Here is a 23,770-nt window from a genome sequence, read left to right on the forward strand (position 1 = left end):
GCGCTGAGGCCCTGACAGGCGCTGAGACCTACTCGTCGTCGTCGAAGTTATAGCTACCCGGCGCGAGGTTTTCGAAGCGCGTGTATTTACCGATGAACGCCAGGCGGATAAAGCCAATCGGGCCGTTCCGCTGCTTACCGATAATGATCTCGGCAATGCCTTTGTGCTCAGTCTCGGGGTGGTACACCTCGTCCCGGTACACAAACATGATCACGTCAGCATCCTGCTCGATCGCTCCGGATTCCCGAAGGTCGGAGTTCACCGGGCGCTTGTTGGGGCGCTGTTCCAGGGAACGGTTGAGCTGGGACAGTGCCACCACCGGGCAATTGAACTCCTTGGCCAGGGCCTTGAGGGACCGGGAAATCTCGGAAATCTCGTTGGTCCGGTTGTCGCCGCTGGAACCCGGAATCTGCATCAGCTGCAGGTAGTCGATCATGATCAGGGCGATGTCGCCGTGCTCACGCACCAGCCGGCGCGTACGCGCACGCATCTCCGATGGGCTGATACCGGCGGTGTCATCGATGAACAACTTGCGATCGTTGAGCAGGTTGACCGCCGAGGTCAGGCGCGGCCAGTCGTCGTCTTCCAGGCGACCGGCACGGACCTTGGTCTGGTCGATACGGCCCAGGGACGAGAGCATACGCATGATCAGCGATTCGCCTGGCATCTCGAGGGAGTACACCAGCACGGTCTTGTCGCTGCGCAACACGGCGTTTTCCACCAGGTTCATCGCAAAGGTGGTTTTACCCATGGATGGACGGCCGGCGACGATGATCAGGTCAGACGGCTGCAGGCCGCTGGTCTTCTCGTCGAGGTCGGTGTAACCGGTGGAAATCCCGGTGATGGCGTTGTCGGTGTTGAACAGCGTGTCGATGCGGTCGATGGCCTTGGTCAGCAGGTCGTTGACGCTGACCGGGCCACCGGTTTTCGGCCGCGCTTCGGCGATCTGGAAGATCTGGCGTTCGGCTTCGTCGAGGATCTCGGCGGCGGTGCGGCCTTCGGGGTTGAAGGCACTGTCGGCGATTTCGGTGCTGATGCCGATCAACTGGCGCAGGGTGGCGCGCTCGCGAACGATCTGGGCATAGGCCTTGATGTTGGCGACGGACGGCGTATTTTTCGCCAGTTCACCCAGGTAGCCCAGACCGCCGACCTGGGAGGTCTGGCCTTCCTTGTCCAATTGCTCGGCCAGGGTCACCACGTCGATCGGCGAGTTCTGGTCGGCCAACTTGGCGATGGCGCGGAAGATCAGGCGGTGGTCATGGCGATAGAAATCACCGTCCGAGACTTGATCCAGCACGCGTTCCCAGGCGTTGTTATCCAGCATCAAGCCACCGAGCACGGCCTGTTCGGCCTCGATGGAATGCGGCGGCACCTTCAGGGCAGCGGTTTGCAGATCGTATTGCTCAGGAGCTGAAATATCGTTCATGGCCACTTGGAATTAGGGGGTTGTAGAAAAACAAAAGGCACGACCTGTAAACAGGATCGTGCCCGATGTTAACTGGCTGACACGCGAGGTGCCAGTCAGTTAGGTGCTGCTTAAGCTGCTACCACGACAACGCGTACGGTGGCTTCAACTTCGGCGTGCAGGTGCACGGCTACGTCGAATTCGCCTACGTTGCGGATGGTGCCGTTCGGCAGACGAACTTCGCTCTTCTGCACTTCAACGCCGGAGGCGGTCAGTGCATCAGCGATGTCGTGGGTGCCGATCGAACCGAACAGCTTGCCTTCGTCACCGGCGGTGGCAGTGATAGTCACTTCCAGCTCAGCCAGTTGGGCAGCGCGAGTTTCGGCCGAAGCTTTTTTGTCTGCTGCTGCTTTTTCCAGCTCAGCACGACGCTCTTCAAACGCAGCCAGGTTGGCAGCGGTTGCAGCGGTGGCTTTGCCGTATGGCAGCAGGTAGTTACGACCGTAGCCGGCCTTAACGTTCACTTTGTCGCCCAGGTTGCCCAGGTTGGCGACTTTTTCCAGAAGGATCAGTTGCATGTGAAAATCCTCTAACTTTTAACCTTCACCGTTCGCGTTATCGGCGTCTTTCGACGCCAGACGACCGCGAAAATCAATCAGACCGTCGACAATGGCCAAAACCACGAGTAACGGATAGATCAGCTGCATGAACAGCAACAGCGTTACGTACAACCCCACCAGCCAAAACTTGGCCAGACGCTTTCGCGCAACCAGCCCATGAATCAGGGCCAGCCCGGCAAACACCAGCGGTACGCTGCAAATCGGCGCCAGCAAGGCCATCTGTGGACCGAAGTTCGGCCCGACAACCATGCACGCCAGCAGCAACATCGCCGGCCCCGCAGGGATTCTGATACTGCGAAACTCGCGACCAAAACCACCCGGGTTGTACAACAACGCCTGCCAATAACGCCCAAGAATCAGGCTCAGCACGCTGACGACCTGCAACAATGCCGCAATCAGGCCGGTCAGGACCGGGGCAATCAGTGACGCAAACCGCGCTCGCTCATCTACCGACAACTGCTGGTAGAGATCCCCGAGGGCCATCGGCAGGATCTTGACGATTTCCTGCGACAGCGCCTCGATTTGCGGGCGGAAAGCCGCGCCAAGCATCACTGAGTACACCAACCCCAATGCCACGCTGACCAGCAGCGTACGGACCCAGGACTCACTTGCGCGTAAAACCAACGCAAGGCTTGATGACCCCAGCAGTACCAAAAGTACCCGCGGATCACCAAATTGCAGCCACCAGATCAAGGCCGGCAACAATCCCAGGGCAAGGACGCCAAGGGCGTCCTTCAAACCGCGCCGCAGCAGCACTAGGCAACCTGCGGCAGCACCCAACCAATAAAGCAACGGCAATGCCGCACATCCAGCCACTACCAAAGTGGCCTGCACGCGACCGCGCATGATGAACTCAGCTAAGGCGCGCATGCATTCAATCCCTTACTACTTGTCGACTGCCCGGTCTCAGCGGCCGTGGCTGTCGGTGTAGGCCAGCAGGGCCAGGAAGCGGGCGCGCTTGATAGCGGTGGCCAGCTGACGCTGATAACGTGCTTTGGTACCGGTGATACGGCTTGGAACGATTTTGCCGGTCTCGGATACGTAAGCTTTCAGAGTGTTGAGATCTTTGTAATCGATCTCTTTCACGTCTTCAGCGGTGAAGCGGCAGAATTTACGACGACGGAAGAAACGTGCCATTTGATAGGCTCCTTAAAAGGTCCGTGGATTACTCGTCAGCGTTATCGCTGTTGTCGCTGTCATCACTATCAGCGCTTTCGGCGCCTTCGTGCTCAGGACGGTCGCGACGCTCACGGCGCTCACTGCGGTTTTCTTCAGCCTTGAGCATCTCGGATTGGCCGGTAACGGCTTCTTCGCGACGGATGACCAGGTTACGGATCACTGCATCGTTGTAGCGGAAGTTGTCTTCCAGCTCGGCCAGGGCCTTGCCAGTGCACTCAACGTTCAGCATCACGTAGTGAGCCTTGTGAACATTGTTGATTGCGTAGGCCAGTTGACGACGGCCCCAATCTTCCAGACGGTGGATTTTGCCGCCGTCTTCTTCGATCAGCTTGGTGTAACGCTCAACCATGCCGCCGACTTGCTCGCTTTGATCCGGGTGGACCAAAAAGATGATTTCGTAATGACGCATGAATGCTCCTTACGGGTTGTAGCCTGCCGCTCAAAAACGGTCAGACAAGGAGTGAATGACACTTATGGATCTTGCCAAAGGGAGGCACATGCGTGCCTGCCATGAAGGCAAGGGGCGCAATTGTAGAGAAGGGGGAGAAACGGCGCAAGGTGATTGGTGATTATTTGAACAATCACCCATTCAGCCCAAAAAAATGTGCGAGGGTCTTATGTGGGAACCGGGCTTGCCCGCGATGCAGGCACCTCAGTCTTTCAGCGAGACTGAGGTGACGCTATCGCAGGCAAGCCCGGCTCCCATATAAGCCCGCCCGCACATTTTTGATCGGGTTACTTCTTGCTCTTGGCCTTGGCACCGCGCTGGCGCTGGGCTTCAAACAGGCACACGCCGGTGGCAACCGACACGTTGAGGCTGCTGACGCTACCGGCCATCGGCAACTTCACCAGGTAATCGCAGTGCTCACGGGTGAGGCGACGCATGCCCTTGCCTTCAGCCCCCATGATCAGGATGGTCGGGCCGGTGAGGTCCTGGTCATAAAGGCTGACCTCGGCCTCGCCTGCCGTACCCACGACCCACAGGCCGCGCTGCTGGAGTTTCTCCAGGGTGCGCGCCAGGTTGGTCACGGCCACCAACGGAATCACTTCCGCCGCGCCGCAGGCAACCTTGCGCACGACCGGCGTCAGGGTGGCCGACTTGTCTTTCGGCACAATCACCGCCAGCGCACCGGCAGCATCTGCCGAACGCAGGCAAGCGCCGAGGTTGTGCGGGTCGGTCACGCCGTCCAGCACCAGCAGCAACGGCGCACCTTCGGTACGGTCGAGCAGTTCGTCGAGCATGGCCTCGCCCCAGACCTGGCTCGGACTTACGTCCGCCACCACGCCTTGGTGAACGCCTTCTACCCACACGTCCATTTCACGACGCTCGGCTTGGCCGATGGCAACTTTATTCTGGGTCGCCAGCTCGACCAGCGCTTGTACGCGCGGCTCGCTGCGACCTTCTGCCAACCACACTTGCTTGACGCGCTTGGGGTGGTGACGCAGCAGTGCTTCTACGGCGTGCACGCCGTAGATTTTTTCCAGACTCATGACTTGGCCTTAGGTTTGCGCGACCCGCCGCTTTTCGCGGGAGCCGAACCCGCTTTTGGCGGGCCTTTACGGTGTTTACTCGGTTTGCTCGACGGCTTTTCGGCCCCCTGGGACTTTCCCCCAGACGCCGCTTTACCACCGCTTTTGGCTTCGCTGAGCAACTGCTGCTTCAACTCGCGGCTGCGACGCAACTCGGCGTTTTTCGCCGCAGCGTCGCTTGGGCGGTAGGCTTCGGGGGCCTTGTCCTTGGCCGACGAACGACGGCCAGCCTTGGCTGGCTCAGCCTCGACGGCCACTGCTTTGGCAGGCGCCGCCTTACCTTTGGCGGCCGGCGCTGCGGTTTCGCTGCCACGTTTTTTACGGCCAGTCGGCTCGACGGGCTTGTCAGGCATACCGAAGTCGATCTTGCGCTCGTCAAGGTCGACGCGCATGACCTGCACTTCCACGGTATCGCCCAAACGGAAGCTGCGACCGGTACGCTCGCCCGCCAGGCGGTGATGCACAGGGTCAAAGTGGTAGTAGTCACCCGGCAACGCGGTGACGTGCACCAAGCCTTCGACGTAAATGTCAGTCAGCTCAACGAACAGACCAAAACCCGTCACGGCCGTAATGACGCCTGGGAACGACTCGCCCACGCGGTCTTTCATGAACTCGCACTTCAGCCAGTTCACTACGTCGCGAGTGGCTTCGTCGGCACGGCGCTCGCTCATGGAGCACTGCTCGCCCAGCTGTTCCAGGGCCGCCTCGTCGTACGGATAAATCCGTGCTTTCGGAATGGTCATGGCACCGGCGCGCTTGACGTGCGGGGTGTTCTGCTTGGAATGGATCACACTGCGGATCGCGCGGTGCGTGAGCAGGTCCGGGTAACGACGAATCGGCGAAGTGAAGTGGGTGTACGCTTCGTAATTCAGGCCGAAGTGGCCCTGGTTATCAGCGCTGTACACCGCCTGGCTCAGGGAGCGCAGCATTACGGTCTGGATCACGTGGTAATCCGGACGGTCCTTGATGCTCGCGAGCAGTGCCTGGTAGTCCTTCGGCGTCGGGCCATCCTTGCCTTTGTGCAGGGACAAACCGAGCTCACCGAGGAACGCGCGCAGCTTCTCCAGGCGCTCCGGCGGCGGGCCGTCATGCACCCGGTACAACGCAGGAATCTCGTGCTTTTTCAGGAATTCCGCAGTGGCCACGTTGGCCGCCAGCATGCATTCCTCGATCAGCTTGTGCGCATCGTTACGCGTGGTCGGGGTGATTGCGGCGATCTTGCGCTCGGAACCGAAGACAATTCGGGTTTCCTGCGTTTCAAAGTCGATCGCGCCACGCACGTGACGAGCGCCCAACAGCACCTTGTACAACGCGTAAAGCTGCTTGAGGTGCGGCACGACATGGCCGTACTCACCGCGCAGCGCTTTAGCTTCGCTGGTCTTCGGCTGTTCCAGGATGGTGCTGACCTTGTTGTAGGTCAGGCGCGCCTGGGAATGGATCACCGCTTCGTAGAACTGGTAGTCCGTCATTTCGCCGGTTTTCGAGATGGTCATCTCGCACACCATGGCCAAACGGTCGACTTTCGGGTTCAGGGAGCACAAGCCGTTGGACAGCTGCTCAGGCAGCATCGGAATCACGCGCTCAGGGAAGTACACCGAGTTGCCGCGCACCTGGGCTTCGTTGTCCAGGGCCGAACCGATCTTCACATAGCTGGACACGTCGGCAATCGCGACGAACAGCTTCCAGCCGCCGGAGAACAGGCGCAACTTGCCAGGTTTGGCTTCGCAGTAGACCGCATCATCGAAGTCGCGGGCATCTTCGCCGTCAATGGTGACGAACGGCAGATGGCGCAGATCGATGCGTTTTTCTTTGTCCTTCTCTTCCACTTCCGGCTTGAGCTTGGCGGCTTCTTTGAGCACAGCCTCAGGCCAGACGTGAGGAATATCGTAGGTGCGCAACGCAACGTCGATTTCCATGCCCGGCGCCATGTAGTTGCCGACCACCTCAACGATATCGCCCTGCGGTTGGAAACGCGCAGTTGGCCAATGGGTGATTTTCACCTCGACGAACTGGCCGACCTTGGCGGCGCCGTTACGACCCGGGGTAATCAGCACTTCCTGCTGGACCTTGGGGTTATCGGGCACAACAAAGCCAATACCGCCCTCTTCGAAGTAACGGCCGACGATAGACTCGTGGGCACGCGACACCACTTCGACGATCACACCTTCACGGCGACCACGACGGTCCAGGCCGGAAACGCGCGCCAGCGCACGGTCGCCATCGAACACCAGGCGCATTTGCGCCGGGCTCATGAACAGGTCGTCGCTGCCGTCGTCCGGGATCAGGAAGCCGAAACCATCACGGTGGCCGGCAATGCGGCCGAGGATCAGGTCGAGCTTATCCACCGGCGCGTAGGTACCACGGCGGGTGTAGATCAGTTGAGCGTCGCGCTCCATGGCACGCAAACGGCGGCGCAGGGCTTCGAGCTGGTCTTCGGTGGTCAGACCGAATTCTTCAACCAGCTGCTCGCGGCTAGCAGGCGAACCACGATCGGCGAGATGCGCCAGGATCAGTTCGCGGCTAGGAATAGGGTTTTCATATTTTTCCGCTTCACGAGCGGCCTCGGGATCGAGGGACTGCCAATCGGCCATTAGAGAGTTTTCACCTTGTCTATATGCGGGTTAGTTTGGCATACGCGTATTGAAACGGGAAATTTCAGACGTCAACAAGCCTTTAAAAGCCCTTTGTAGCCCCTGGCGCACACCTTGCACGACCATTGGCGAAATTTTCCAGGCTTTTTTCATAGCAGGGCTTTACAGCTTAAAATCCGCTCCGTATAGTGCGCGCCATCGACGACGGCAACGTTGTTGATGCTGCCCAGGTGGTGAAATTGGTAGACACGCCAGCTTCAGGTGCTGGTGATCGCAAGGTCGTGGAAGTTCGAGTCTTCTCCTGGGCACCAATTTCAAACTCAAGGTTACGCCTTGAGTCTCCAAAAACCCGCGAAAGCGGGTTTTTGCGTTTCAGCCCTTTGATTTTTAACGAGAATATAGATTTATATTTTTGATATCAGGGGTTTACAGATCAAAAAGCCCTCCGTATAGTTCGCTCCATCAACGGCGCAAGCGTTGTTGATAATGCCCAGGTGGTGAAATTGGTAGACACGCCAGCTTCAGGTGCTGGTGATCGCAAGGTCGTGGAAGTTCGAGTCTTCTCCTGGGCACCAAATTCAGATCAAACCCGCGAAAGCGGGTTTTTTCGTTTCCGGGGTTTGAAAACTTCCCCAGTGATTTGCCCCTCATCCGCACTTGAGAAGTTTTATCGTTTATCCTGCTCATACAAATCGGCAATGATTTGTTGCACTTATACGAGGAAAGCTTCGGATGACCATACGCAATACCCGTCTCAAGACATCCCTTCTGCGTGGCCTGACCCTCACCCTGCTTGGCCTGACCCTGCTCTCGCCAACTGCCTACTCCGCCGACAAAGTGTCACTGACCTTGTACAACGGCCAACACAAAGAAGTCGGCGATCAACTCGCCAAGGCCTTCGAAGCCAAGACCGGCATTCACGTCAATGTGCGCAAAGGCAGCAGCAACCAGTTGGCCAGCCAGATCGTCGAAGAAGGCAACCGCTCCCCCGCTGACGTGATCTACACCGAAGAATCGCCGCCGCTGAACAAACTCGGCGAGCAAGGCCTGCTGGCGAAGATCGACGCCAGCACCCTCGACGTATTACCCAAAGACTATGTCGGCAAAAACGCTGACTGGATGGGCGTGACCGCACGCACCCGCGTCGTCGCGTTCAACCCGAAACTGATTGCTGAAAAAGACCTGCCTAAATCGGTACTGGATTTCGCCGGCCCCGAGTGGCAAGGCAAAGTCGGCTTTGTACCTACCAGCGGCGCGTTCCAGGAACAGGCCGTGGCGATTATCAAACTGCACGGTCGCGAAGCCGCTGAAGAATGGCTGACCGGCCTGCGCGCCTTCGGCAAGGTGTACAGCAACAACATGGTCGCCCTTAAAGCCGTGGAAAATGGCGAAGTGGCCACCGTACTGGTGAACAACTACTACTGGTTTGCCCTCAAGAAAGAAAAAACCAACCTGGATTCACAACTGCATTACTTCACCGATGGTGACGCCGGCGGCCTGATTACCGTGTCTTCCGCTGCCGCACTGAAATCCAGCAAACACCCCAAAGAAGCCCAGCAACTACTGGCGTTCATGACCAGCGAAGAAGGCCAGCGCGTCATCACCAATACCTCGGCGGAATACCCGCTGCGCAAGGGCATGGAATCCAACCGTGGCCTCAAGCCTTTCAGCGAGCTGCAACCGCCGAAAGTCACCCCGGCCGACCTGGGTAACGCTGAAGAAGCCCTGGAACTGGAACGTGAGGTTGGCTTGAACTGATGAACCCATCGCTAACCGCCCCCGCCTTGCGCGGGGGTTTGCGCCCGCGCCGCAAGCGCCCCTCGATCTGGCTGTTGCTCCCCGTGCTGTTTCTGGTGGGCCTGAGCCTGTTGCCGCTGCTGTATGTCGGCACCAAGGCCTGGCAGGCCGGCTGGGCAGAGGCGGTGCATCTGCTGTGGCGGCCCTATGTATTCGGCCTGCTGCGCAACACCCTGGCGCTGATGATTGGCGTGACGCTGGCCTGCGGCGTAATCGGCCTGTCCCTGGCTTGGCTGCTGGAACGCAGCAACCTGCCGGGCCGGCGCATCTGGGGCGTGATCCTGTGCCTGCCGTTTGCGGTGCCGGCGTTTGTCAGCAGCTTTACCTGGGTGTCGCTGAGCGCCAACTTCGAAGGGCTGGGCGGGGCGATCCTGGTAATGACCCTGTCCAAATACCCGCTGGTGTTTCTGCCGGTGGCGGCGACCCTGCGCAATCTTGACCCATCCCTTGAAGAGTCGGCCCGCACCCTGGGACTGAATCGTTGGGGGGTGTTTTTCCGTATTACCCTGCCTTTGCTGTGGCCCTCACTCCTTGCGGGTGCGCTGCTGATCGCCCTGCATATGCTGGTGGAGTTCGGCGCGCTGTCGATCATCGGCCTGCAGACGTTCACCACGGCCATCTATCAACAATTCGAACTGGAATTCAGCAATGCCAATGCCGCGATGCTCTCGGCGGTGTTGCTGGTGATGTGCCTGACGCTGCTGTGGCTGGAGCTGCGCGTACGCGGCAAGGGCCGGCATGTGCGCATCGGCCAGGGCGCGGCGCGCCATGCTGAACAGGTTCAATTGGGTAAATGGGCGCCGCTCGGTCAACTCTATTGCCTGGCGCTGGCGATCATTGGCAGCGGCATTCCTTTGGGGATGCTCGGCTACTGGTTGGCGGTAGGTTCGTCAGCGGCGTTTCCCGTGGCGGAAATCGGCGAGGCGCTGCTGTCCTCCCTGACACTGTCACTGGGTGGCGCTGCGCTTTGCCTGATGCTGGCGGTGCCGGTGGGCCTGCTGGTGGTGCGCTACAAAGGCCGGCTGGCGATCTGGGCCGAACGCCTGCCTTATTTGCTGCATGCCCTGCCCGGCCTGGTGATCGCGCTGACGCTGGTGTATTTCGCACTGCATTATGTGCCGGCGCTGTACCAGACGTCGGTGTTGTTGCTGATCGCTTACGCGCTGTTGTTCCTGCCGCTGGCACAGGCGCCGATTCGCACCGCCTTGAACAAGGCCGCGCCGCAGCTGGAAGAGGCTGCGCGCACACTGGGCGCGTCGTCGTTCAGCGCGTTTTGCCGGGTGACCTTGCCGATCATTTTCCCGGCGTTGGGTGCCGCGTTTGCGCTGGTGTTTCTGGATGCGATGAAGGAATTGACGGCGACCTTACTGCTCAGCCCGACCGGGCTGAACACCCTGGCCACCGCCGTGTGGGCGCATACCTCGAATGTGGAGTTCGCGGCAGCCGCGCCCTATGCGGCGCTGTTGATTCTGGTGTCGGGGTTGCCGGTGTATCTGCTGACGACGCGGATGTATCTGAGCCGCTGAAATAGCTTTCGCGAGCAAGCCCGCTCCCACATTGGAATGCGTTTCAAATGTGGAAGCGGGCTTGCTCGCGAAAGGGTTCTCCCAGGCGACATCAAGCCCTGAACTGCCCCAGGCTCGCCTTCAACTGCGCCGCCAACCCATCCAGCACCTTGCCGCTGGCCGTGGTCTCCACCACCGCCTGCGCAGCGCGCTCGGCCTGGGCGTGAATCACTTCGACCCGCCCCCGCACCGCATGCGCGCCCTGGGCCTGATGCTCAGCCGCACGCGTCGCCAAGCCAATGGCCGCATGCACCTGTTCCACCGAAGCCTGCACCGTCTGCTGCAGGCGCACGCTGTCGCGCAGCACCAGCAAGCCTTCGCTCGCCTGACGCCCCGCCTTGCCGATGGTTTCCACCGCCTCACGTGCGCCCTGCTGCAACGCCACGATATGCGCCTGGATATCACCCGTGGAGCTCTGGGTTTTGCTGGCCAGGGCACGCACCTCGTCAGCCACGACCGCGAAGCCACGCCCGGTCTCACCGGCACGCGCAGCTTCGATCGCGGCGTTAAGCGCCAGCAAGTTGGTTTGCTCGGCAATGCCGTGAATCACCGTCAGCACCACTTCAATTTGTTCGCTTTGCTGCGCCAGGCGCTCAATAACCTGAGACCCCGCCTGCACCTGCCCCGCCAACGCTTCGATCAAGCTGCCGACTTCCGCCGAAGTGCGCGAGTTTTCGTCCGTTGCCTGGCGGATTTCCACCACTTGCTGCAACGCCGCTTGCATCGCGTGGCTTTCGGCCTGGGCCTCGTCTGCCATTTGCGACAGCGCACGCAAGCTCTCAGCCACTTCATCGCGCTGCAAACCGGCCGCTTTGTCGGCACCGGCATTGCGCAAGGTCATGGCGCCGATTTCCACGCCAGTACGCTGGGCCACATCCCCGGCCTCACGTACGATCGGCTGCAATTTATCCACAAAGCGATTGACCGCCGAAGCCATGTCGCCGATTTCATCCTTGCTGTTGATCTGCACGCGCTTGGTGAGGTCGCCCTCGCCCGCCGCCAAGTCATCCATGGCCGCAATCAGCAGCTTCAGGCGATTGACCACTCGGCGCCCCAACACGATAGCGATCAGCAGCAATACGCCGAACCCCACCAGTGCGAGCCCCATGCCGATACGCCAGCGCAGGGTGCCGGCGGCCTCCTGTACAGCGCTGGTGGTGTTGGCAGTCATCTGGGTCGCGGTAGCTTGCGCCGATTGCAGGCGTGCGCCCATGGCTGAAGCACTGTCGGCCGCAGCCCCTTTGAGACTGTCACCCACCAACTGATCGCCGCTGGCGATCAGCGCGGCAAAGCGTTTATCGAGCGCCTGCAGATCGGCCTCTACGGACGCCGTCGAAACCCCCATGCGCACTTTGCCGATCTCGACGCCGTTGGGGCTGATGGAGGCCTCTACGTAGTAAACGGCAGGATCAGCCTTGGCGGCGTCCAGCACCTTATCCAGGGCGCGGTCGCCCTGCCCTTTCGCCAGCAGTTCCTGGTTGATCGGGTTGTCACGGTTGAGATAACGGGTCAGATGCTCACCGGCCGCGTCGTCGTAGACCACGAACAGTACGTTGGGATTGCGCTGGGCACGCCGGGCAAACTCCGACAAGGTCGGCACGTCGCTGTCCCACATGGCGCGCGGCGCCACCGAGGCCAGCAGTTGCGCCATATCATTGGCGGAGTCTTGCAGGTCTTTTTCCAGGGTCGCACGTAATTGCTTCTGCTCTTCCTGCAGTCGCGTGGAAAGCCCTGCGGTCAGACGCTGGCGGGTACTGGAAGACAGGCTGTCCAGACTCGAGGTGACTTCCTTGCCGGCTTGCGCCAGTTCACCGGAAAGTTTCTGGCTGTCGACACCCAAGCGATTGCCCAAATCAGCTTCCAATGCAGTGACCGTGCTCCTCGTCAGAGCGACAGCCACCAGCACTTGCACCAAAAGAGCGATACCGAGGGTAACGAACACCGGCCGCAAGAGCCGGCTTTGTAACAATGAGAGAACGGCAGACACTGGAAATCCCTCCACCACGGGTGCCATTAATTTGATAGCACCGCGAAAGAGAGAACCATAGCAAGGGTCGTGCCGTTTGCCTGGCGCCAATAAAAAAGGGCTCCCGAAGGAGCCCTTTACTTTTTACATCAACAGCTTATTAAGCGAACGGGTGACGCAGAACGATGGTCTCGTTGCGGTCCGGGCCCGTCGAAATAATGTCAATCGGCGCGCCGATCAGTTCTTCAACGCGTTTGATGTAAGCACGCGCGTTGGCTGGCAGCTCTTCCAGGGTTTTGGCGCCCACGGTCGATTCGGTCCAACCCGGCACTTCTTCGTACACAGGCTGCAGGCCTACGTAGCTGTCAGCGTCGGTCGGAGCAACGTCCTTGCCTTCTGCGTCTTTGTAGCCGACGCAGATGTTGATGGCTTCCAGACCGTCGAGCACGTCCAGCTTGGTCAGGCAGATGCCCGAAATGCTGTTCACATCGATTGCGCGACGCAGGATAACGGCGTCAAACCAACCACAACGACGGGCACGGCCAGTGGTCGCGCCAAACTCGTGACCTTGCTTGGCCAGGTGCGCACCGACTTCGTCGAACAGCTCAGTCGGGAACGGACCCGAACCTACGCGAGTGGTGTAAGCCTTGGTGATGCCCAGGATGTAGTCCAGGAACATAGGACCAACGCCCGAACCAGTAGCAACGCCACCGGCGGTGGTGTTGGAGCTGGTCACGTACGGGTAGGTGCCGTGGTCGATGTCCAGCAACGAACCTTGGGCGCCTTCGAACATGATGTCTTTGCCGGCGCGTCGCAGGTCGTGCAGCTCGGCAGTCACGTCCAGCATCAGCGGCTTGAGCAGCTCGGCGTATTCCTTGCACTCGGCCAGGGTGGTTTCGAAGTCGATGGCCGGCTCTTTGTAGTAACCAACCAACATGAAGTTGTGGTATTCCACCAGTTCACGCAGCTTGTCTGCAAAACGCGGCATGTTCAGCAGGTCGCCCACACGCAGGCCACGACGCGCCACTTTGTCCTCGTACGCAGGGCCGATGCCGCGACCGGTGGTGCCGATCTTCAGCTCGCCACGGGCCTTTTCACGGGCCTGGTCCAGCGCTACGTGGAAGGACAGGATCAGCGGGCAGGACGGGCTGATACGCAGGCGCTCACGCACCGGTACGCCTTTCTCTTCCAGCTTGGTGATTTCACGCAGCAGGGCGTCAGGTGCAACCACCACGCCGTTACCGATCAGGCACTGCACGCCTTCGCGCAGGACGCCCGACGGAATCAGGTGCAAGACGGTTTTTTCGCCATCGATGACCAGGGTGTGGCCAGCATTGTGGCCACCTTGGTAGCGCACTACGGCGGCAGCATGTTCGGTCAGCAGATCAACGATCTTGCCTTTGCCCTCATCACCCCATTGGGTGCCCAGGACTACGACATTCTTACCCATAACACTTGTCCTCATTCGCGCAAACTTGGTGCCGGCGATGGCCGGCAGGAAAACTCAAGAAGCCAGTGGCGATACTTGCCAAAGCCCGTTCTGCAGAATCAATTGCCGGTCGCAGTCCGCTTCACGGGCGGCGGCCAATGGCTGCCCAGGCAAAGCCTGGACAACACGCTGACCCTCACTGCGCAACTGGCAAACCTGCTGCCAGAGTGCTGCGTCCGTACTGTCGGGCATCCAGATGCCACCAGACGGCAGCTCGACCTCAGCACGCCCCAGGGTCACCAGGGTTTTCAAATCGGTGGAAAAGCCAGTCGCCGGACGCGCACGACCGAAGTCGGCGCCGATATCGTCATAACGACCGCCTTGGGCGATGGCCTGGCCAACACCCGGCACAAACACTGCGAACACCACACCGGTGTGGTAGTGGTAGCCGCGCAACTCACCCAGGTCAAAATACAGCGGCAACTGCGGGAACCGCGCCGACAAGCGCTCGGCAATCGCCAGCACGTCATCCAGCGCCGCCAGCACTGGCGCCGGCGCATTGGCCAGGCGCTCACGTGCAGCCACCAGCACTTCACGGCCACCACACAGATCAACCAGCGCGCGCAGCATGCCGGCGAGGTCAGCAGGCACACCCTCGGTGAGGGCAACCACTTCATCGATAGCCTTGCGTTGCAGGGCATCGAACAACTGCTGCTCAACTTCACCTGACAAGCCGGCCGCACGGGCCAGGCCACGGTAGATACCGACGTGACCCAGGTCCATGTGCACATCCGGCACATCTGCCAGTTGCAGCATGGCCAACATCAAGCTGATCACTTCAACGTCGCTGCTCGGGCTGGCATCACCGTACAACTCGGCGCCCAGCTGAATCGGGCTACGGGAAGACGACAAGGCTCGCGGCTGCGCGTGCAGCACGCTGCCGGCGTAGCACAGACGGCTTGGGCCTTCGCGGCGCAGGGTATGTGCATCAATACGCGCCACTTGCGGCGTGATGTCAGCCCGGAAGCCCATTTGCCGACCCGATTGCGGGTCGATGACCTTAAAGGTGCGCAGATCCAGGTCCTGGCCCGCGCCGGTCAGCAGGGATTCCAGGTACTCGATATGGGGAGTCACGACAAACTCGTAACCCCAGCTCTGGAACAGATCCAACACCTGGCGACGCGCTACTTCAATGCGCGCAGCTTCTGGTGGCAGTACTTCTTCGATGCCATCTGGCAGCAGCCAGCGGTCTACCGTTGCCATTACGCCATTCCCCTATGATCCGGGCGGCCAGCCCTCGGCCGAGCCTTGAGTGAAGCAGAAAATACCCGGCGCCTGCATAAACAACGCGCAAGAACGACGTGACGAACGGCCTGCAAACGGCCTCGTCGGGCACTTTCCTCGAAAAACCTGTGGCGTCTGCGCAACCAGCAACAATCAAACATGCAGACGCAAAAAAGCCGGGAATTTCCCGGCTGCCGCATCATACACCCGTTTTCTGAAAGGATCACCCCGCCAGGCGTTTTAGCCGCCCGACGGAGTGCTTCCTACAGAGTCACAGGCTGATTACTTGGACTTTTCCAGGTAGCGGAAGAAGTCGCTGCTTGGGTCCAGCACCATGACGTCGGTTTTGTTCGCGAAGCTTTCACGGTAGGCGCGCAGGCTGCGATAGAACGCATAAAACTCCTGATCCTGGCCGTACGCCTTGGCGTAGATCGCCGCGGCTTGAGCGTCACCATCACCACGGGCCTCTTCAGACTCGCGATAGGCTTCCGCCAGCAGTACACGACGCTGACGGTCGGCATCCGCACGGATACCTTCAGCCAACTCGTTACCCTTGGCGCGATGCTCACGGGCTTCACGCTCACGCTCGGTGCTCATACGCTCGAACACGCTGCGGTTCACTTCCTTCGGCAGGTCGATCGCCTTGACGCGAACATCGACCACTTCGATGCCCAGCTCTTTCTCAGCCATAGCGTTCAACGAGCGTGTGATGTCAGCCATCAGCGCATCACGTTCACCGGATACCACCTCGTGCAGGGTGCGTTTACCAAACTGGTCACGCAGGCCCGATTCCAGACGGCGCGACAAGCGCTCGTCGGCGATCTGCTTGAGGCCGGAAGTCGCCGTGTAGAAACGCTCGGCATCCTTGACGCGCCACTTGGCGTAGGCGTCAACCATCACGGCTTTCTTCTCCAGGGTCAGGAAGCGCTGTGTCGGTGCATCCAGGGTCATCAGGCGGCCATCAAACTTGCGCACCTGGTTCACGTAGGGGACTTTCACATGCAGGCCCGGCTGGACATCCGCCTGGACCACACGACCGAATTGCAGCAACACCGCGCGCTCGGTCTGAGACACGATGTAGAAGCAGTTCCAGGCAGCGATGACCACGACGACGCCCACAATCAGGGCGGTCAGCGATTTATTGCTCATCAACGACTCTCCCTGGTACGTGTTTGCTGTTGCAGCAAGTCAGCGGCCGCACGGGCGCTCGCTTCGTTGGCAGCAGCGTTCGAACCGGTGGACGGCGCGCTGGTGCTGCTACGACCACCTTCGATCATCTTGTCCAGCGGCAGGTACAGCAGGTTGTTCTGCCCACCTTTGCTGCCGGTCACGAGAACCTTGCTGGTGTTGCTGAAAACTTCCTGCATGGTGTCCAGGTACAGACGCTCACGCGTGACTTCCGGCGCCTTGCGGTACTCGGCGACCAGCTTGGTAAAGCGATCCGCCTCACCCTTGGCACGCGAAACCACTTCATCGCGGTAACCGTTTGCATCCTCAAGGATACGCTGGGCCTGACCACGCGCTTCCGGCACGACGCCGTTGGCATAGGTTTCAGCCTGGTTACGCGAACGCTGCTCGTCTTCACGGGCGCGGATCACGTCGTCAAAGGCTTCCTGTACTTCGCGCGGTGCAGCTGCGCTTTGTACGTTCACCTGGGTGACCGTGATACCGGTGCGATAGGTATCGAGGAAGCGTTGCAGACGCTCCTTGATTTCGCTGGCCATCAACTCACGACCTTCGGTCAGCACCTGGTCCATGGCGGTGGAACCCACCACGTGGCGCAGGGCGCTTTCGGTTGCGTGTTGCAGGCTGATTTCAGGCTGATCAACGTTCAGCACGAAGTCCTGCAGGTTGCTGATCTTGTACTGCACGGTCAGCGGCACTTCGACGATGTTCTCGTCTTCGGTCAGCATCTGGCCCTGCTTGGTGTAGGCACGCTCACGCGTGACGTTCTCCATGTACTTCTTGTCGATCGGCGGGAAATAGATGTTCAGGCCTGGCCCGACCGTCTCGTAGTACTTGCCGAAGCGCAGCACCACGGCTTGCTCCTGCTCGTCCACCACGTACACGGCGCTGTACAGCCAGACGGCAGCCAGCACGACAAGACCCAGGCCCAGCAGGCCATAGCCGCCGCCCTTGCTTGTACGACCGCCTTCGTCACCACCGCGTTTTTTTCCACCACCGAACAACCCATTCAGGCTTTCCTGCAGCTTTCGGAAGGCCTCGTCGAGATCTGGTGGCCCCTTGCGGTCGCCATTATTGCGGCGCTTACCACCCCAAGGATCCTGATTATTCGAGTTGCCACCCGGCTCATTCCAAGCCATAGCGCTCTCCATCTGATAAAGCAAAGACGCACCCACGGCGCGCCGACCAATGCTACAGAATGCCTGCTACTGCGGCACAACCGCTTTAGGAGGCTTTTATTGCAAAGTGTGTTGTTCGATGAACTCGGCCGGTACCACACCTTCACGACTGACCAGCCGATTCAGCTCCGAACGCGGCAATCGAACGGCCAGCAAGCTGACACCTTCTTCGTCGTATTCTTCTTTCTGTACCGCGCCCAACTCAAAAAACTGTGCACGCAGTCGAGCAAAACGCTGAGGCAAGCGCAAGGTGCCGACAAACAAATCGCTGCCCAGCAACTCGGCAATGGCCTGTTCGAGCAACTCCAGGCCACTGCCATCGCGCGCCGACAACCATACCCGCTGGGGCTTGCCGTTCTCATCGCGCTGGATTTGTGGCTCAACGCCTTCAAGCAAATCGAGTTTGTTATAGACCTCGAGGATCGGCAAGTCCTGTGCACCAATCTCGCCCAGCACCACCATCACCTGCTCAATCTGCAACATGCGATCCGGTTCGGCCGCATCGATCACGTGCAGCAGCAGATCGGAGTTGCTCGACTCTTCGAGCGTAGACCGAAACGCCTCAACCAGCTTGTGGGGCAAGTGACGAATGAAACCCACGGTGTCGGCCAGGACAATCGGCCCCAGGTCGTCCAGTTCCAGACGGCGCAAGGTCGGATCAAGCGTGGCGAAGAGTTGGTCGGCCGCGTACACGTCCGATTTCGTCACGTTATTGAACAGTGTGGATTTGCCGGCGTTGGTATAGCCCACCAGGGAAACGGTAGGGATATCCGCACGCATCCGGCCGCGTCGCGACTGCTCGCGCTGGCTACGGACCTTTTCGAGGCGCCCCTTGATCTGGCGCAGGCGCACCCGCAGCAGACGGCGGTCGGTTTCCAACTGGGTTTCACCCGGGCCACGCATGCCGATACCGCCACCTTGACGCTCAAGGTGAGTCCAGCCACGAACCAGGCGGGTGCTCATGTGGTCAAGCTGGGCCAGTTCTACCTGGAGCTTGCCTTCATGGGTACGGGCGCGCTGGGCGAAAATATCGAGAATCAGACCGGTGCGGTCGATCACGCGACACTCGAAAACACGTTCGAGGTTACGTTCCTGACTGGGCGTGAGGGTGTGATTGAAGATCACCAGATCGGCTTCTTCAGCATGGACCAGATCGCGTAGTTCCTCGACCTTGCCGCTGCCGATCAGGTATTTGGCGGTTGGCCGATGACGCGGTACGTTAAAAAACGCAACGGTCTCGGCGCCGGCCGAATTTGCCAACTCCTGAAACTCCTGCGGATCTTCGCGCGCCTCAGGGTCCTGTCCATCCAAGTGAACGAGGATTACTCGCTCACCACCACCGTGGCGCTCAAAGAACAAAGGAGACTCCTATCAGGCGTTACCTGGCTCAGCGTCACCCTGTTCGTCACCCGCTGCGCTAGGCAGACGGATAGGACGGACTGGAACGACTGTCGAGATAGCGTGCTTGTAAACCATCTGGCTGACGGTGTTTTTCAGCAGGATCACGAACTGGTCGAACGACTCGATCGTGCCTTGCAACTTGATACCGTTGACCAGATAGATGGAAACCCCAACTTTCTCTTTACGTAAAGTATTCAAGTAAGGGTCTTGTAGCGAATGCCCTTTTGACATGTGCCGCACTCCTTTAAGGATCAATAATAAAATTCGGAAAATAGATAGCTTATGGCCGTCACACCCCCAAGGATAGACGGCAATTGCAAGGACTCAGCTCAATATGGAGACCGTTCCCAAGTATTTCAAGGCGCGTGACAGATTGTCGCTGTCCAGGCTGTCCAACCAGTGCAAATCGCTCCAGCTGCGCAGCCAGGTGAACTGGCGCTTCGCCAATTGGCGCGTGGCAATGATGCCGCGCTCCTGCATTTCGGCTGACGTCAGCTTGCCGTCCAGATGATCCCAGACTTGGCGATAGCCAACAGCACGTATCGAAGGCAACCCAGCATGCAGATCGCCTCTTGAACGCAGTGCTACGACCTCGTCCACAAACCCCTGTTCCAACATAATTGTGAATCTTTGTGCAATTCGTTCATGCAGCACCTGGCGATTTGCCGGAGCAATGGCCAGATTCGCCACAGTATAGGGCAATTGTGACTGTCCAGATGCGCCTGCTTCAGCACTTTGCGCAGTTTGTTTCAGCCTATGTTCAGTCATGGTCTGACCGCTCACACGCCAGACTTCCAGGGCCCGGGTGAGGCGCTGGGGGTCGTTGGGATGAATGCGCGCGGCGGACACCGGATCAACCGCTGCCAATTGGTCGTGCAGGGCCTGCCAGCCAAGGCGTGCAGCGGCTTCCTCGAGCTCGGCACGCACCTGTGCGTCGGCGGGCGGCATATCCGCCAGGCCTTCCTGCAAAGCCTTGTAATAGAGCATCGTACCGCCCACCAGCAGCGGAATATTGCCCCGCGCAGTGATTTCAGCCATGGCGGCCAGGGCATCGGTACGGAAATCCGCTGCGGAATAGCTCTCAGACGGGTCGATGATATCGATCAGCCTGTGCGGATGCTCGGCCAACAGCGCTTTGGACGGTTTGGCAGTGCCAATGTCCATGTCCCGGTAAACCAGTGCAGAGTCGACACTGATCAGCTCGCACGGCAGCACCTTGGTCAGCTCGATAGCCAGGTCGGTCTTGCCGGCGGCCGTAGGGCCCATCAGGAAGATGGCAGGGGGCAAGGCGCTCATCAACGGCCGCGCAAGAACAGTTTGTCCAGATCGTCCAGGCCCATCTGGGTCCAGGTCGGTCGGCCATGGTTGCATTGGCCGCTGCGCTCGGTGTTTTCCATGTCGCGCAGCAGACCGTTCATTTCCGGCAGGGCCAGGCGGCGGTTGGCGCGGATCGCACCATGACAGGCCATGGTACCGAGCAGTTCGTTGATATGTGCCTGGATGCGGTCGCTGGTGCCATATTCCATCAGGTCAGCCAGCACATCGGCGACCAGACGGTTGGCCTCAGCCTGCTTGAGCAGCGCGGGAATCTGGCGGATCGCCAACGTTTCCGGGCCGAGGCGCTGCAATTCGAAGCCCAGTTTCTGAAACACGCTGTGGTGCTCTTCGGCGCAGTCGGCCTCGCGCTGGCTGACTGCCAGGGATTCTGGCACCAACAAGGGCTGGCCGCTGAGGCCCTCACTGGCCATGGCGATCTTCAGGCGCTCGTACATGATTCGCTCATGGGCGGCGTGCATGTCCACCAGCACCAGGCCGTGGGCGTTTTCCGCCAAGATGTAGATGCCCTTGAGCTGGGCCAGCGCATAGCCCAGCGGCGGAATATCACCACCGCCCTCCGGCAACGCGACAGCGCCCGGCTCAGCGCCCGGCAGCGGCGCAAAGAACTCGCGATAGGCCGCCTGGGCCTCGGCTACCGGCACCGTCGACTGCGGACGCGGCGTGTATTGATACTGATAACCGGCGCCCGACCCGGCGCCCGGCGCTGTAAAAGCTGGCGCCGGCGGCGTCGATTGCAGCAAGTTGGCCGCCAGGCTCATTTCACCCTGAGGCCCGAATTCACCGGCTTCCGGCCCGCTAGGTCGCACCACCGCCGTCACGATCGGCGCCGACAGCTGGTCATCCGGGCGCACATCGCCCAGGGCGCGGTGCAAGGTGCCGTACAGGAAGTCATGCACCATGCGCCCGTCGCGGAAGCGCACTTCGTGTTTGGTCGGGTGCACGTTGACGTCGACCACCGAGGGGTCGACCTCAAAGAACAGTACAAACGTCGGATGGCGACCATTGAACAACACGTCGCGATACGCCTGGCGCACCGCGTGGGCCACCAGCTTGTCGCGTACCGCACGGCCATTCACAAAGAAATACTGCAAGTCCGCCTGGCTACGGGAGAAGGTCGGCAAGCCAACCCAACCCCACAGCCGCAAGCCGTTGCGTTCGATTTCAATCGGTAGCGCCTGTTCCAGGAAACCCGCGCCGCACACCGCAGCCACTCGCCGAGCGCGCGCAGCGTCGTCATTGGCTTCGTGCAGACTGAGGATGGTCTTGCCGTTGTGGCGCAAATGGAACGCAACGTCGAAGCGCGCCAGTGCCAGACGCTTGATGACTTCTTGCAGGTGATCGAATTCGGTTTTTTCAGCCTTGAGGAATTTGCGTCGCGCCGGGGTGTTGAAGAACAGGTCGCGCACCTCCACCGACGTCCCCACCGGGTGCGCCGCCGGCTGGACCCGAGGCGCCATGTCGCGGCCTTCGGTTTCCACCTGCCACGCCTGCTCGGCGTTGCGCGTACGGGAAGTCAGGGTCAGGCGCGCCACGGAGCTGATGGACGCCAATGCCTCACCGCGAAAGCCCAGGCTCATCACTCGCTCAAGGTCTTCCAGGTCGCGAATCTTGCTGGTGGCGTGACGGGCCAAGGCCAGCGGCAGGTCATCCGAAGAGATGCCACTGCCGTCGTCGCGCACCCGCAGCAGCTTGACGCCGCCCTGCTCCACGTCGACATCAATGCGCCGGGCACCCGAGTCGATACTGTTTTCCAGCAACTCCTTGATCACCGACGCCGGGCGCTCAACCACCTCGCCCGCGGCAATCTGGTTGGCAAGGCGCGGGCTGAGCAGCTCAATACGTGAACCGCTGGTCAACACTGATTCGCTCATTACTGCGCCGCCAATTCAGTGCCAGGAATGGTCAATACCTGACCGACTTTCAGCTCATCGGTTTTCAGGTTATTGGCGCTGCGCAAGGTCGCGGCCGAAACCTGGAAACGCACGGCGAGCATGGCCAGGGTGTCACCCGGCTGCACGCGATGGTCGCGCGGGCCCTGGGCGATTTTCCCGGAGTCACGCAGCCAGGCGATGTAGGTGCCAGGTGGCGGGTTCTGCTGGAAGAACTGACGAATACCCGCGCTGATCGAGCGAGCCAGGGCCTGTTGGTGGCCCGAACTGGCCAACTTCGAGGCTTCGTTGGCGTTGGAGATAAACCCGGTTTCCACCAGGATCGATGGAATGTCCGGCGACTTCAACACCATGAACCCGGCCTGCTCCACGCGCTGTTTGTGCAGCGAGGTCACGCGACCAATATTGCTCAGCACCTTTTGGCCGACGTTCAAGCTGGACGTCAGCGAAGCGGTCATCGACAGGTCGAGCAGCACGCCGGCGAGCATTTTATCCTTGTCATCGAGGGACACGTTACCGGCACCGCCGATCAAGTCGGAACGGTTTTCACTGTCGGCCAGCCACCGTGCGGTTTCGGACGTAGCGCCGCGGTCCGACAGGGCAAACACCGAGGCGCCAAAGGCGGCGGCCGAAGGTGCGGCGTCGGCATGGATCGACACAAACAGGTCTGCGCCCTTCTTGCGGGCGATTTCAGTACGGCCGCGCAACGGAATGAAGTAGTCGCCGGTACGGGTCAACTCGGCGCGATAGCCTTTCATGCCATTGACCTGACGCTGCAATTCACGAGCGATGGCCAGTACCACGTCTTTTTCGTGCTGCCCGCGCGAGCCGGAAGCACCCGGGTCTTCACCGCCGTGGCCGGCGTCGATCACCACGATAATGTCGCGCTTGCCCGCAGGCGCAGGCGGCGGCGGTGGCAGCTTGACCTGTGGTTGCGACGGGTTGACGGGCACTGCCGGCACGGTCGCAACACTTGGCGTTGGTGCCGGCGGCGGCGCGGCATCGGCGGCGTTGTCGAACAGGTCGACCACCAGCCGGTTACCGTATTGGGCGTTTGGCGCCAGCACAAAACTTTTCGGGGTCACGGCCTTTTTCAGGTCGATGACCACTCGCAGATCGGTCGGCGTACGCTGAGCCGAGCGCATCGACGTAATCGGCGTGTTGGCAGTGGAGACTTTCAGCGGCGCGGCCAGGGTCGCACCATTGATGTCGATCACCAGGCGATCGGGCGCCGTCAGGGTAAAGACGCTGTGCTGGACCGGGCCAGACAGGTCAAACACCAGTCGCGTGTTATCCGGCGCTCGCCACAGGCGCACACTTTTCACCTGTGAAGCAGCCAGAGCATTGAAAGTCATTGCCGCAAGCAACACCCCTACGACAGCAACCATCGCGCGAAAGCGCATACCAAACCCC

General features: G+C 60.3%; 19 protein-coding genes, 2 tRNA genes and 1 pseudogene. 4 read left to right on the forward strand and 18 right to left on the reverse strand.

The window, feature by feature from the left end; translation table 11 throughout:
* Nucleotides 1-28 precede the first annotated feature (28 nt).
* The 7 genes from dnaB to rnr all read right to left on the reverse strand — a co-directional run bounded on the left by dnaB (nt 29) and on the right by rnr (nt 7,325).
* Entirely contained in the window at nt 29-1,426 is a 1,398-nt protein-coding gene (dnaB, locus tag JFT85_RS13275; RefSeq protein WP_017526410.1) for a replicative DNA helicase, read from the reverse strand.
* 110 nt (nt 1,427-1,536) lie between these two features.
* Entirely contained in the window at nt 1,537-1,983 is a 447-nt protein-coding gene (rplI, locus tag JFT85_RS13280) for a 50S ribosomal protein L9 (protein ID WP_003171376.1), read from the reverse strand.
* Nucleotides 1,984-2,001: 18 nt separating this feature from the next.
* The gene (locus tag JFT85_RS13285; protein WP_053254059.1) at nt 2,002-2,895 is read right to left on the reverse strand and encodes a hypothetical protein; all 894 of its coding nucleotides are present in this window, start codon (nt 2,893-2,895) and stop codon (nt 2,002-2,004) included.
* Nucleotides 2,896-2,931: 36 nt separating this feature from the next.
* A complete protein-coding gene (gene rpsR / locus JFT85_RS13290; protein ID WP_002551829.1) occupies nt 2,932-3,162 on the reverse strand; it encodes a 30S ribosomal protein S18 in 231 nt (76 codons plus the stop codon).
* Nucleotides 3,163-3,190: 28 nt separating this feature from the next.
* The gene (rpsF, locus tag JFT85_RS13295) at nt 3,191-3,613 is read right to left on the reverse strand and encodes a 30S ribosomal protein S6 (protein ID WP_003217491.1); all 423 of its coding nucleotides are present in this window, start codon (nt 3,611-3,613) and stop codon (nt 3,191-3,193) included.
* A gap of 326 nt (nt 3,614-3,939) precedes the next feature.
* On the reverse strand, nt 3,940-4,695 hold the full coding sequence (gene rlmB / locus JFT85_RS13300; RefSeq protein ID WP_053254058.1) for a 23S rRNA (guanosine(2251)-2'-O)-methyltransferase RlmB: 756 nt from the start codon (nt 4,693-4,695) through the stop codon (nt 3,940-3,942).
* Nucleotides 4,692-7,325, reverse strand: coding sequence for a ribonuclease R (gene rnr / locus JFT85_RS13305; protein WP_078827669.1), 2,634 nt, complete (start codon nt 7,323-7,325; stop codon nt 4,692-4,694). Before rnr ends, rlmB begins: the two co-directional genes overlap by 4 nt.
* Before the next feature lie 224 nt (nt 7,326-7,549).
* Between rnr and JFT85_RS13310 the strand changes: the two genes are divergently transcribed.
* From JFT85_RS13310 to JFT85_RS13325, 4 genes are all read left to right on the forward strand, one after another.
* Nucleotides 7,550-7,636 (forward strand) — tRNA-Leu (locus JFT85_RS13310).
* Nucleotides 7,637-7,813: 177 nt separating this feature from the next.
* A tRNA-Leu gene (locus JFT85_RS13315) sits at nt 7,814-7,900 on the forward strand.
* A 157-nt stretch (nt 7,901-8,057) separates the two neighbouring features.
* Entirely contained in the window at nt 8,058-9,083 is a 1,026-nt protein-coding gene (locus JFT85_RS13320) for an extracellular solute-binding protein (protein ID WP_069550896.1), read from the forward strand.
* Complete coding sequence (locus tag JFT85_RS13325; RefSeq protein ID WP_069550895.1) at nt 9,083-10,648, forward strand: ABC transporter permease; 1,566 nt, start codon at nt 9,083-9,085, stop codon at nt 10,646-10,648. Before JFT85_RS13320 ends, JFT85_RS13325 begins: the two co-directional genes overlap by 1 nt.
* Before the next feature lie 91 nt (nt 10,649-10,739).
* On the opposite strand, the gene JFT85_RS28715 is transcribed toward JFT85_RS13325, so the two are convergent.
* The 11 genes and pseudogenes from JFT85_RS28715 to JFT85_RS13375 all read right to left on the reverse strand — a co-directional run bounded on the left by JFT85_RS28715 (nt 10,740) and on the right by JFT85_RS13375 (nt 23,760).
* Nucleotides 10,740-11,624 carry a methyl-accepting chemotaxis protein gene (locus tag JFT85_RS28715; protein WP_372435876.1) on the reverse strand — a complete coding sequence of 295 codons (885 nt, stop codon included), beginning with the start codon at nt 11,622-11,624 and terminating at the stop codon, nt 10,740-10,742.
* Between the two features lie 21 nt (nt 11,625-11,645).
* Nucleotides 11,646-12,701 (reverse strand): annotated as a pseudogene (locus JFT85_RS28720) (methyl-accepting chemotaxis protein); the annotation flags it as partial.
* Nucleotides 12,702-12,813: 112 nt separating this feature from the next.
* Complete coding sequence (locus JFT85_RS13335) at nt 12,814-14,103, reverse strand: adenylosuccinate synthase (RefSeq protein WP_053254053.1); 1,290 nt, start codon at nt 14,101-14,103, stop codon at nt 12,814-12,816.
* 54 nt (nt 14,104-14,157) lie between these two features.
* Nucleotides 14,158-15,345, reverse strand: a complete 1,188-nt coding sequence (locus JFT85_RS13340) for an ATP phosphoribosyltransferase regulatory subunit (RefSeq protein WP_053254052.1) — start codon at nt 15,343-15,345, stop codon at nt 14,158-14,160.
* Between the two features lie 303 nt (nt 15,346-15,648).
* Entirely contained in the window at nt 15,649-16,515 is an 867-nt protein-coding gene (gene hflC / locus JFT85_RS13345) for a protease modulator HflC (RefSeq protein ID WP_053254051.1), read from the reverse strand.
* Nucleotides 16,515-17,690: an FtsH protease activity modulator HflK gene (hflK, locus tag JFT85_RS13350; protein ID WP_012721916.1), complete on the reverse strand. Its 1,176-nt coding sequence runs from the start codon at nt 17,688-17,690 to the stop codon at nt 16,515-16,517. Before hflK ends, hflC begins: the two co-directional genes overlap by 1 nt.
* A gap of 96 nt (nt 17,691-17,786) precedes the next feature.
* Entirely contained in the window at nt 17,787-19,088 is a 1,302-nt protein-coding gene (gene hflX, locus JFT85_RS13355) for a ribosome rescue GTPase HflX (RefSeq protein ID WP_069550893.1), read from the reverse strand.
* Nucleotides 19,089-19,100: 12 nt separating this feature from the next.
* A complete protein-coding gene (gene hfq, locus JFT85_RS13360) occupies nt 19,101-19,361 on the reverse strand; it encodes an RNA chaperone Hfq (RefSeq protein WP_003188059.1) in 261 nt (86 codons plus the stop codon).
* 93 nt (nt 19,362-19,454) lie between these two features.
* Nucleotides 19,455-20,426 (reverse strand): tRNA (adenosine(37)-N6)-dimethylallyltransferase MiaA, encoded by a 972-nt coding sequence (gene miaA, locus JFT85_RS13365; RefSeq protein ID WP_053254049.1) that lies wholly within the window; start codon nt 20,424-20,426, stop codon nt 19,455-19,457.
* A complete protein-coding gene (gene mutL, locus JFT85_RS13370; RefSeq protein WP_053254048.1) occupies nt 20,426-22,339 on the reverse strand; it encodes a DNA mismatch repair endonuclease MutL in 1,914 nt (637 codons plus the stop codon). The genes miaA and mutL overlap by 1 nt, the downstream gene beginning before the upstream one ends.
* Nucleotides 22,339-23,760, reverse strand: coding sequence for an N-acetylmuramoyl-L-alanine amidase (locus JFT85_RS13375; protein WP_078827668.1), 1,422 nt, complete (start codon nt 23,758-23,760; stop codon nt 22,339-22,341). Before JFT85_RS13375 ends, mutL begins: the two co-directional genes overlap by 1 nt.
* Between the last annotated feature and the right edge of the window lie 10 nt (nt 23,761-23,770).

Origin of the sequence: Pseudomonas sp. TH04 (assembly GCF_016651355.1) — a bacterium.
In the GTDB taxonomy this organism is placed as follows: domain Bacteria; phylum Pseudomonadota; class Gammaproteobacteria; order Pseudomonadales; family Pseudomonadaceae; genus Aquipseudomonas; species Aquipseudomonas fluorescens.

What these genes read in the sequence shown, in the direction of transcription:
- hflK (WP_012721916.1), bottom strand. Translation starts at nt 17,690, where the DNA reads ATGGCTTGGAATGAGCCGGGTGGCAACTCGAATAATCAGGATCCTTGG.
- rnr (WP_078827669.1), bottom strand. Translation starts at nt 7,325, where the DNA reads ATGGCCGATTGGCAGTCCCTCGATCCCGAGGCCGCTCGTGAAGCGGAA.
- JFT85_RS28715 (WP_372435876.1), bottom strand. Translation starts at nt 11,624, where the DNA reads ATGGCTTCGGCGGTCAATCGCTTTGTGGATAAATTGCAGCCGATCGTA.
- rplI (WP_003171376.1), bottom strand. Translation starts at nt 1,983, where the DNA reads ATGCAACTGATCCTTCTGGAAAAAGTCGCCAACCTGGGCAACCTGGGC.
- JFT85_RS13325 (WP_069550895.1), top strand. Translation starts at nt 9,083, where the DNA reads ATGAACCCATCGCTAACCGCCCCCGCCTTGCGCGGGGGTTTGCGCCCG.
- hfq (WP_003188059.1), bottom strand. Translation starts at nt 19,361, where the DNA reads ATGTCAAAAGGGCATTCGCTACAAGACCCTTACTTGAATACTTTACGT.
- rlmB (WP_053254058.1), bottom strand. Translation starts at nt 4,695, where the DNA reads ATGAGTCTGGAAAAAATCTACGGCGTGCACGCCGTAGAAGCACTGCTG.
- JFT85_RS13340 (WP_053254052.1), bottom strand. Translation starts at nt 15,345, where the DNA reads ATGGCAACGGTAGACCGCTGGCTGCTGCCAGATGGCATCGAAGAAGTA.
- miaA (WP_053254049.1), bottom strand. Translation starts at nt 20,426, where the DNA reads ATGAGCGCCTTGCCCCCTGCCATCTTCCTGATGGGCCCTACGGCCGCC.
- dnaB (WP_017526410.1), bottom strand. Translation starts at nt 1,426, where the DNA reads ATGAACGATATTTCAGCTCCTGAGCAATACGATCTGCAAACCGCTGCC.
- hflC (WP_053254051.1), bottom strand. Translation starts at nt 16,515, where the DNA reads ATGAGCAATAAATCGCTGACCGCCCTGATTGTGGGCGTCGTCGTGGTC.
- JFT85_RS13285 (WP_053254059.1), bottom strand. Translation starts at nt 2,895, where the DNA reads ATGCGCGCCTTAGCTGAGTTCATCATGCGCGGTCGCGTGCAGGCCACT.
- rpsR (WP_002551829.1), bottom strand. Translation starts at nt 3,162, where the DNA reads ATGGCACGTTTCTTCCGTCGTCGTAAATTCTGCCGCTTCACCGCTGAA.
- JFT85_RS13335 (WP_053254053.1), bottom strand. Translation starts at nt 14,103, where the DNA reads ATGGGTAAGAATGTCGTAGTCCTGGGCACCCAATGGGGTGATGAGGGC.
- rpsF (WP_003217491.1), bottom strand. Translation starts at nt 3,613, where the DNA reads ATGCGTCATTACGAAATCATCTTTTTGGTCCACCCGGATCAAAGCGAG.
- JFT85_RS13375 (WP_078827668.1), bottom strand. Translation starts at nt 23,760, where the DNA reads ATGCGCTTTCGCGCGATGGTTGCTGTCGTAGGGGTGTTGCTTGCGGCA.
- mutL (WP_053254048.1), bottom strand. Translation starts at nt 22,339, where the DNA reads ATGAGCGAATCAGTGTTGACCAGCGGTTCACGTATTGAGCTGCTCAGC.
- JFT85_RS13320 (WP_069550896.1), top strand. Translation starts at nt 8,058, where the DNA reads ATGACCATACGCAATACCCGTCTCAAGACATCCCTTCTGCGTGGCCTG.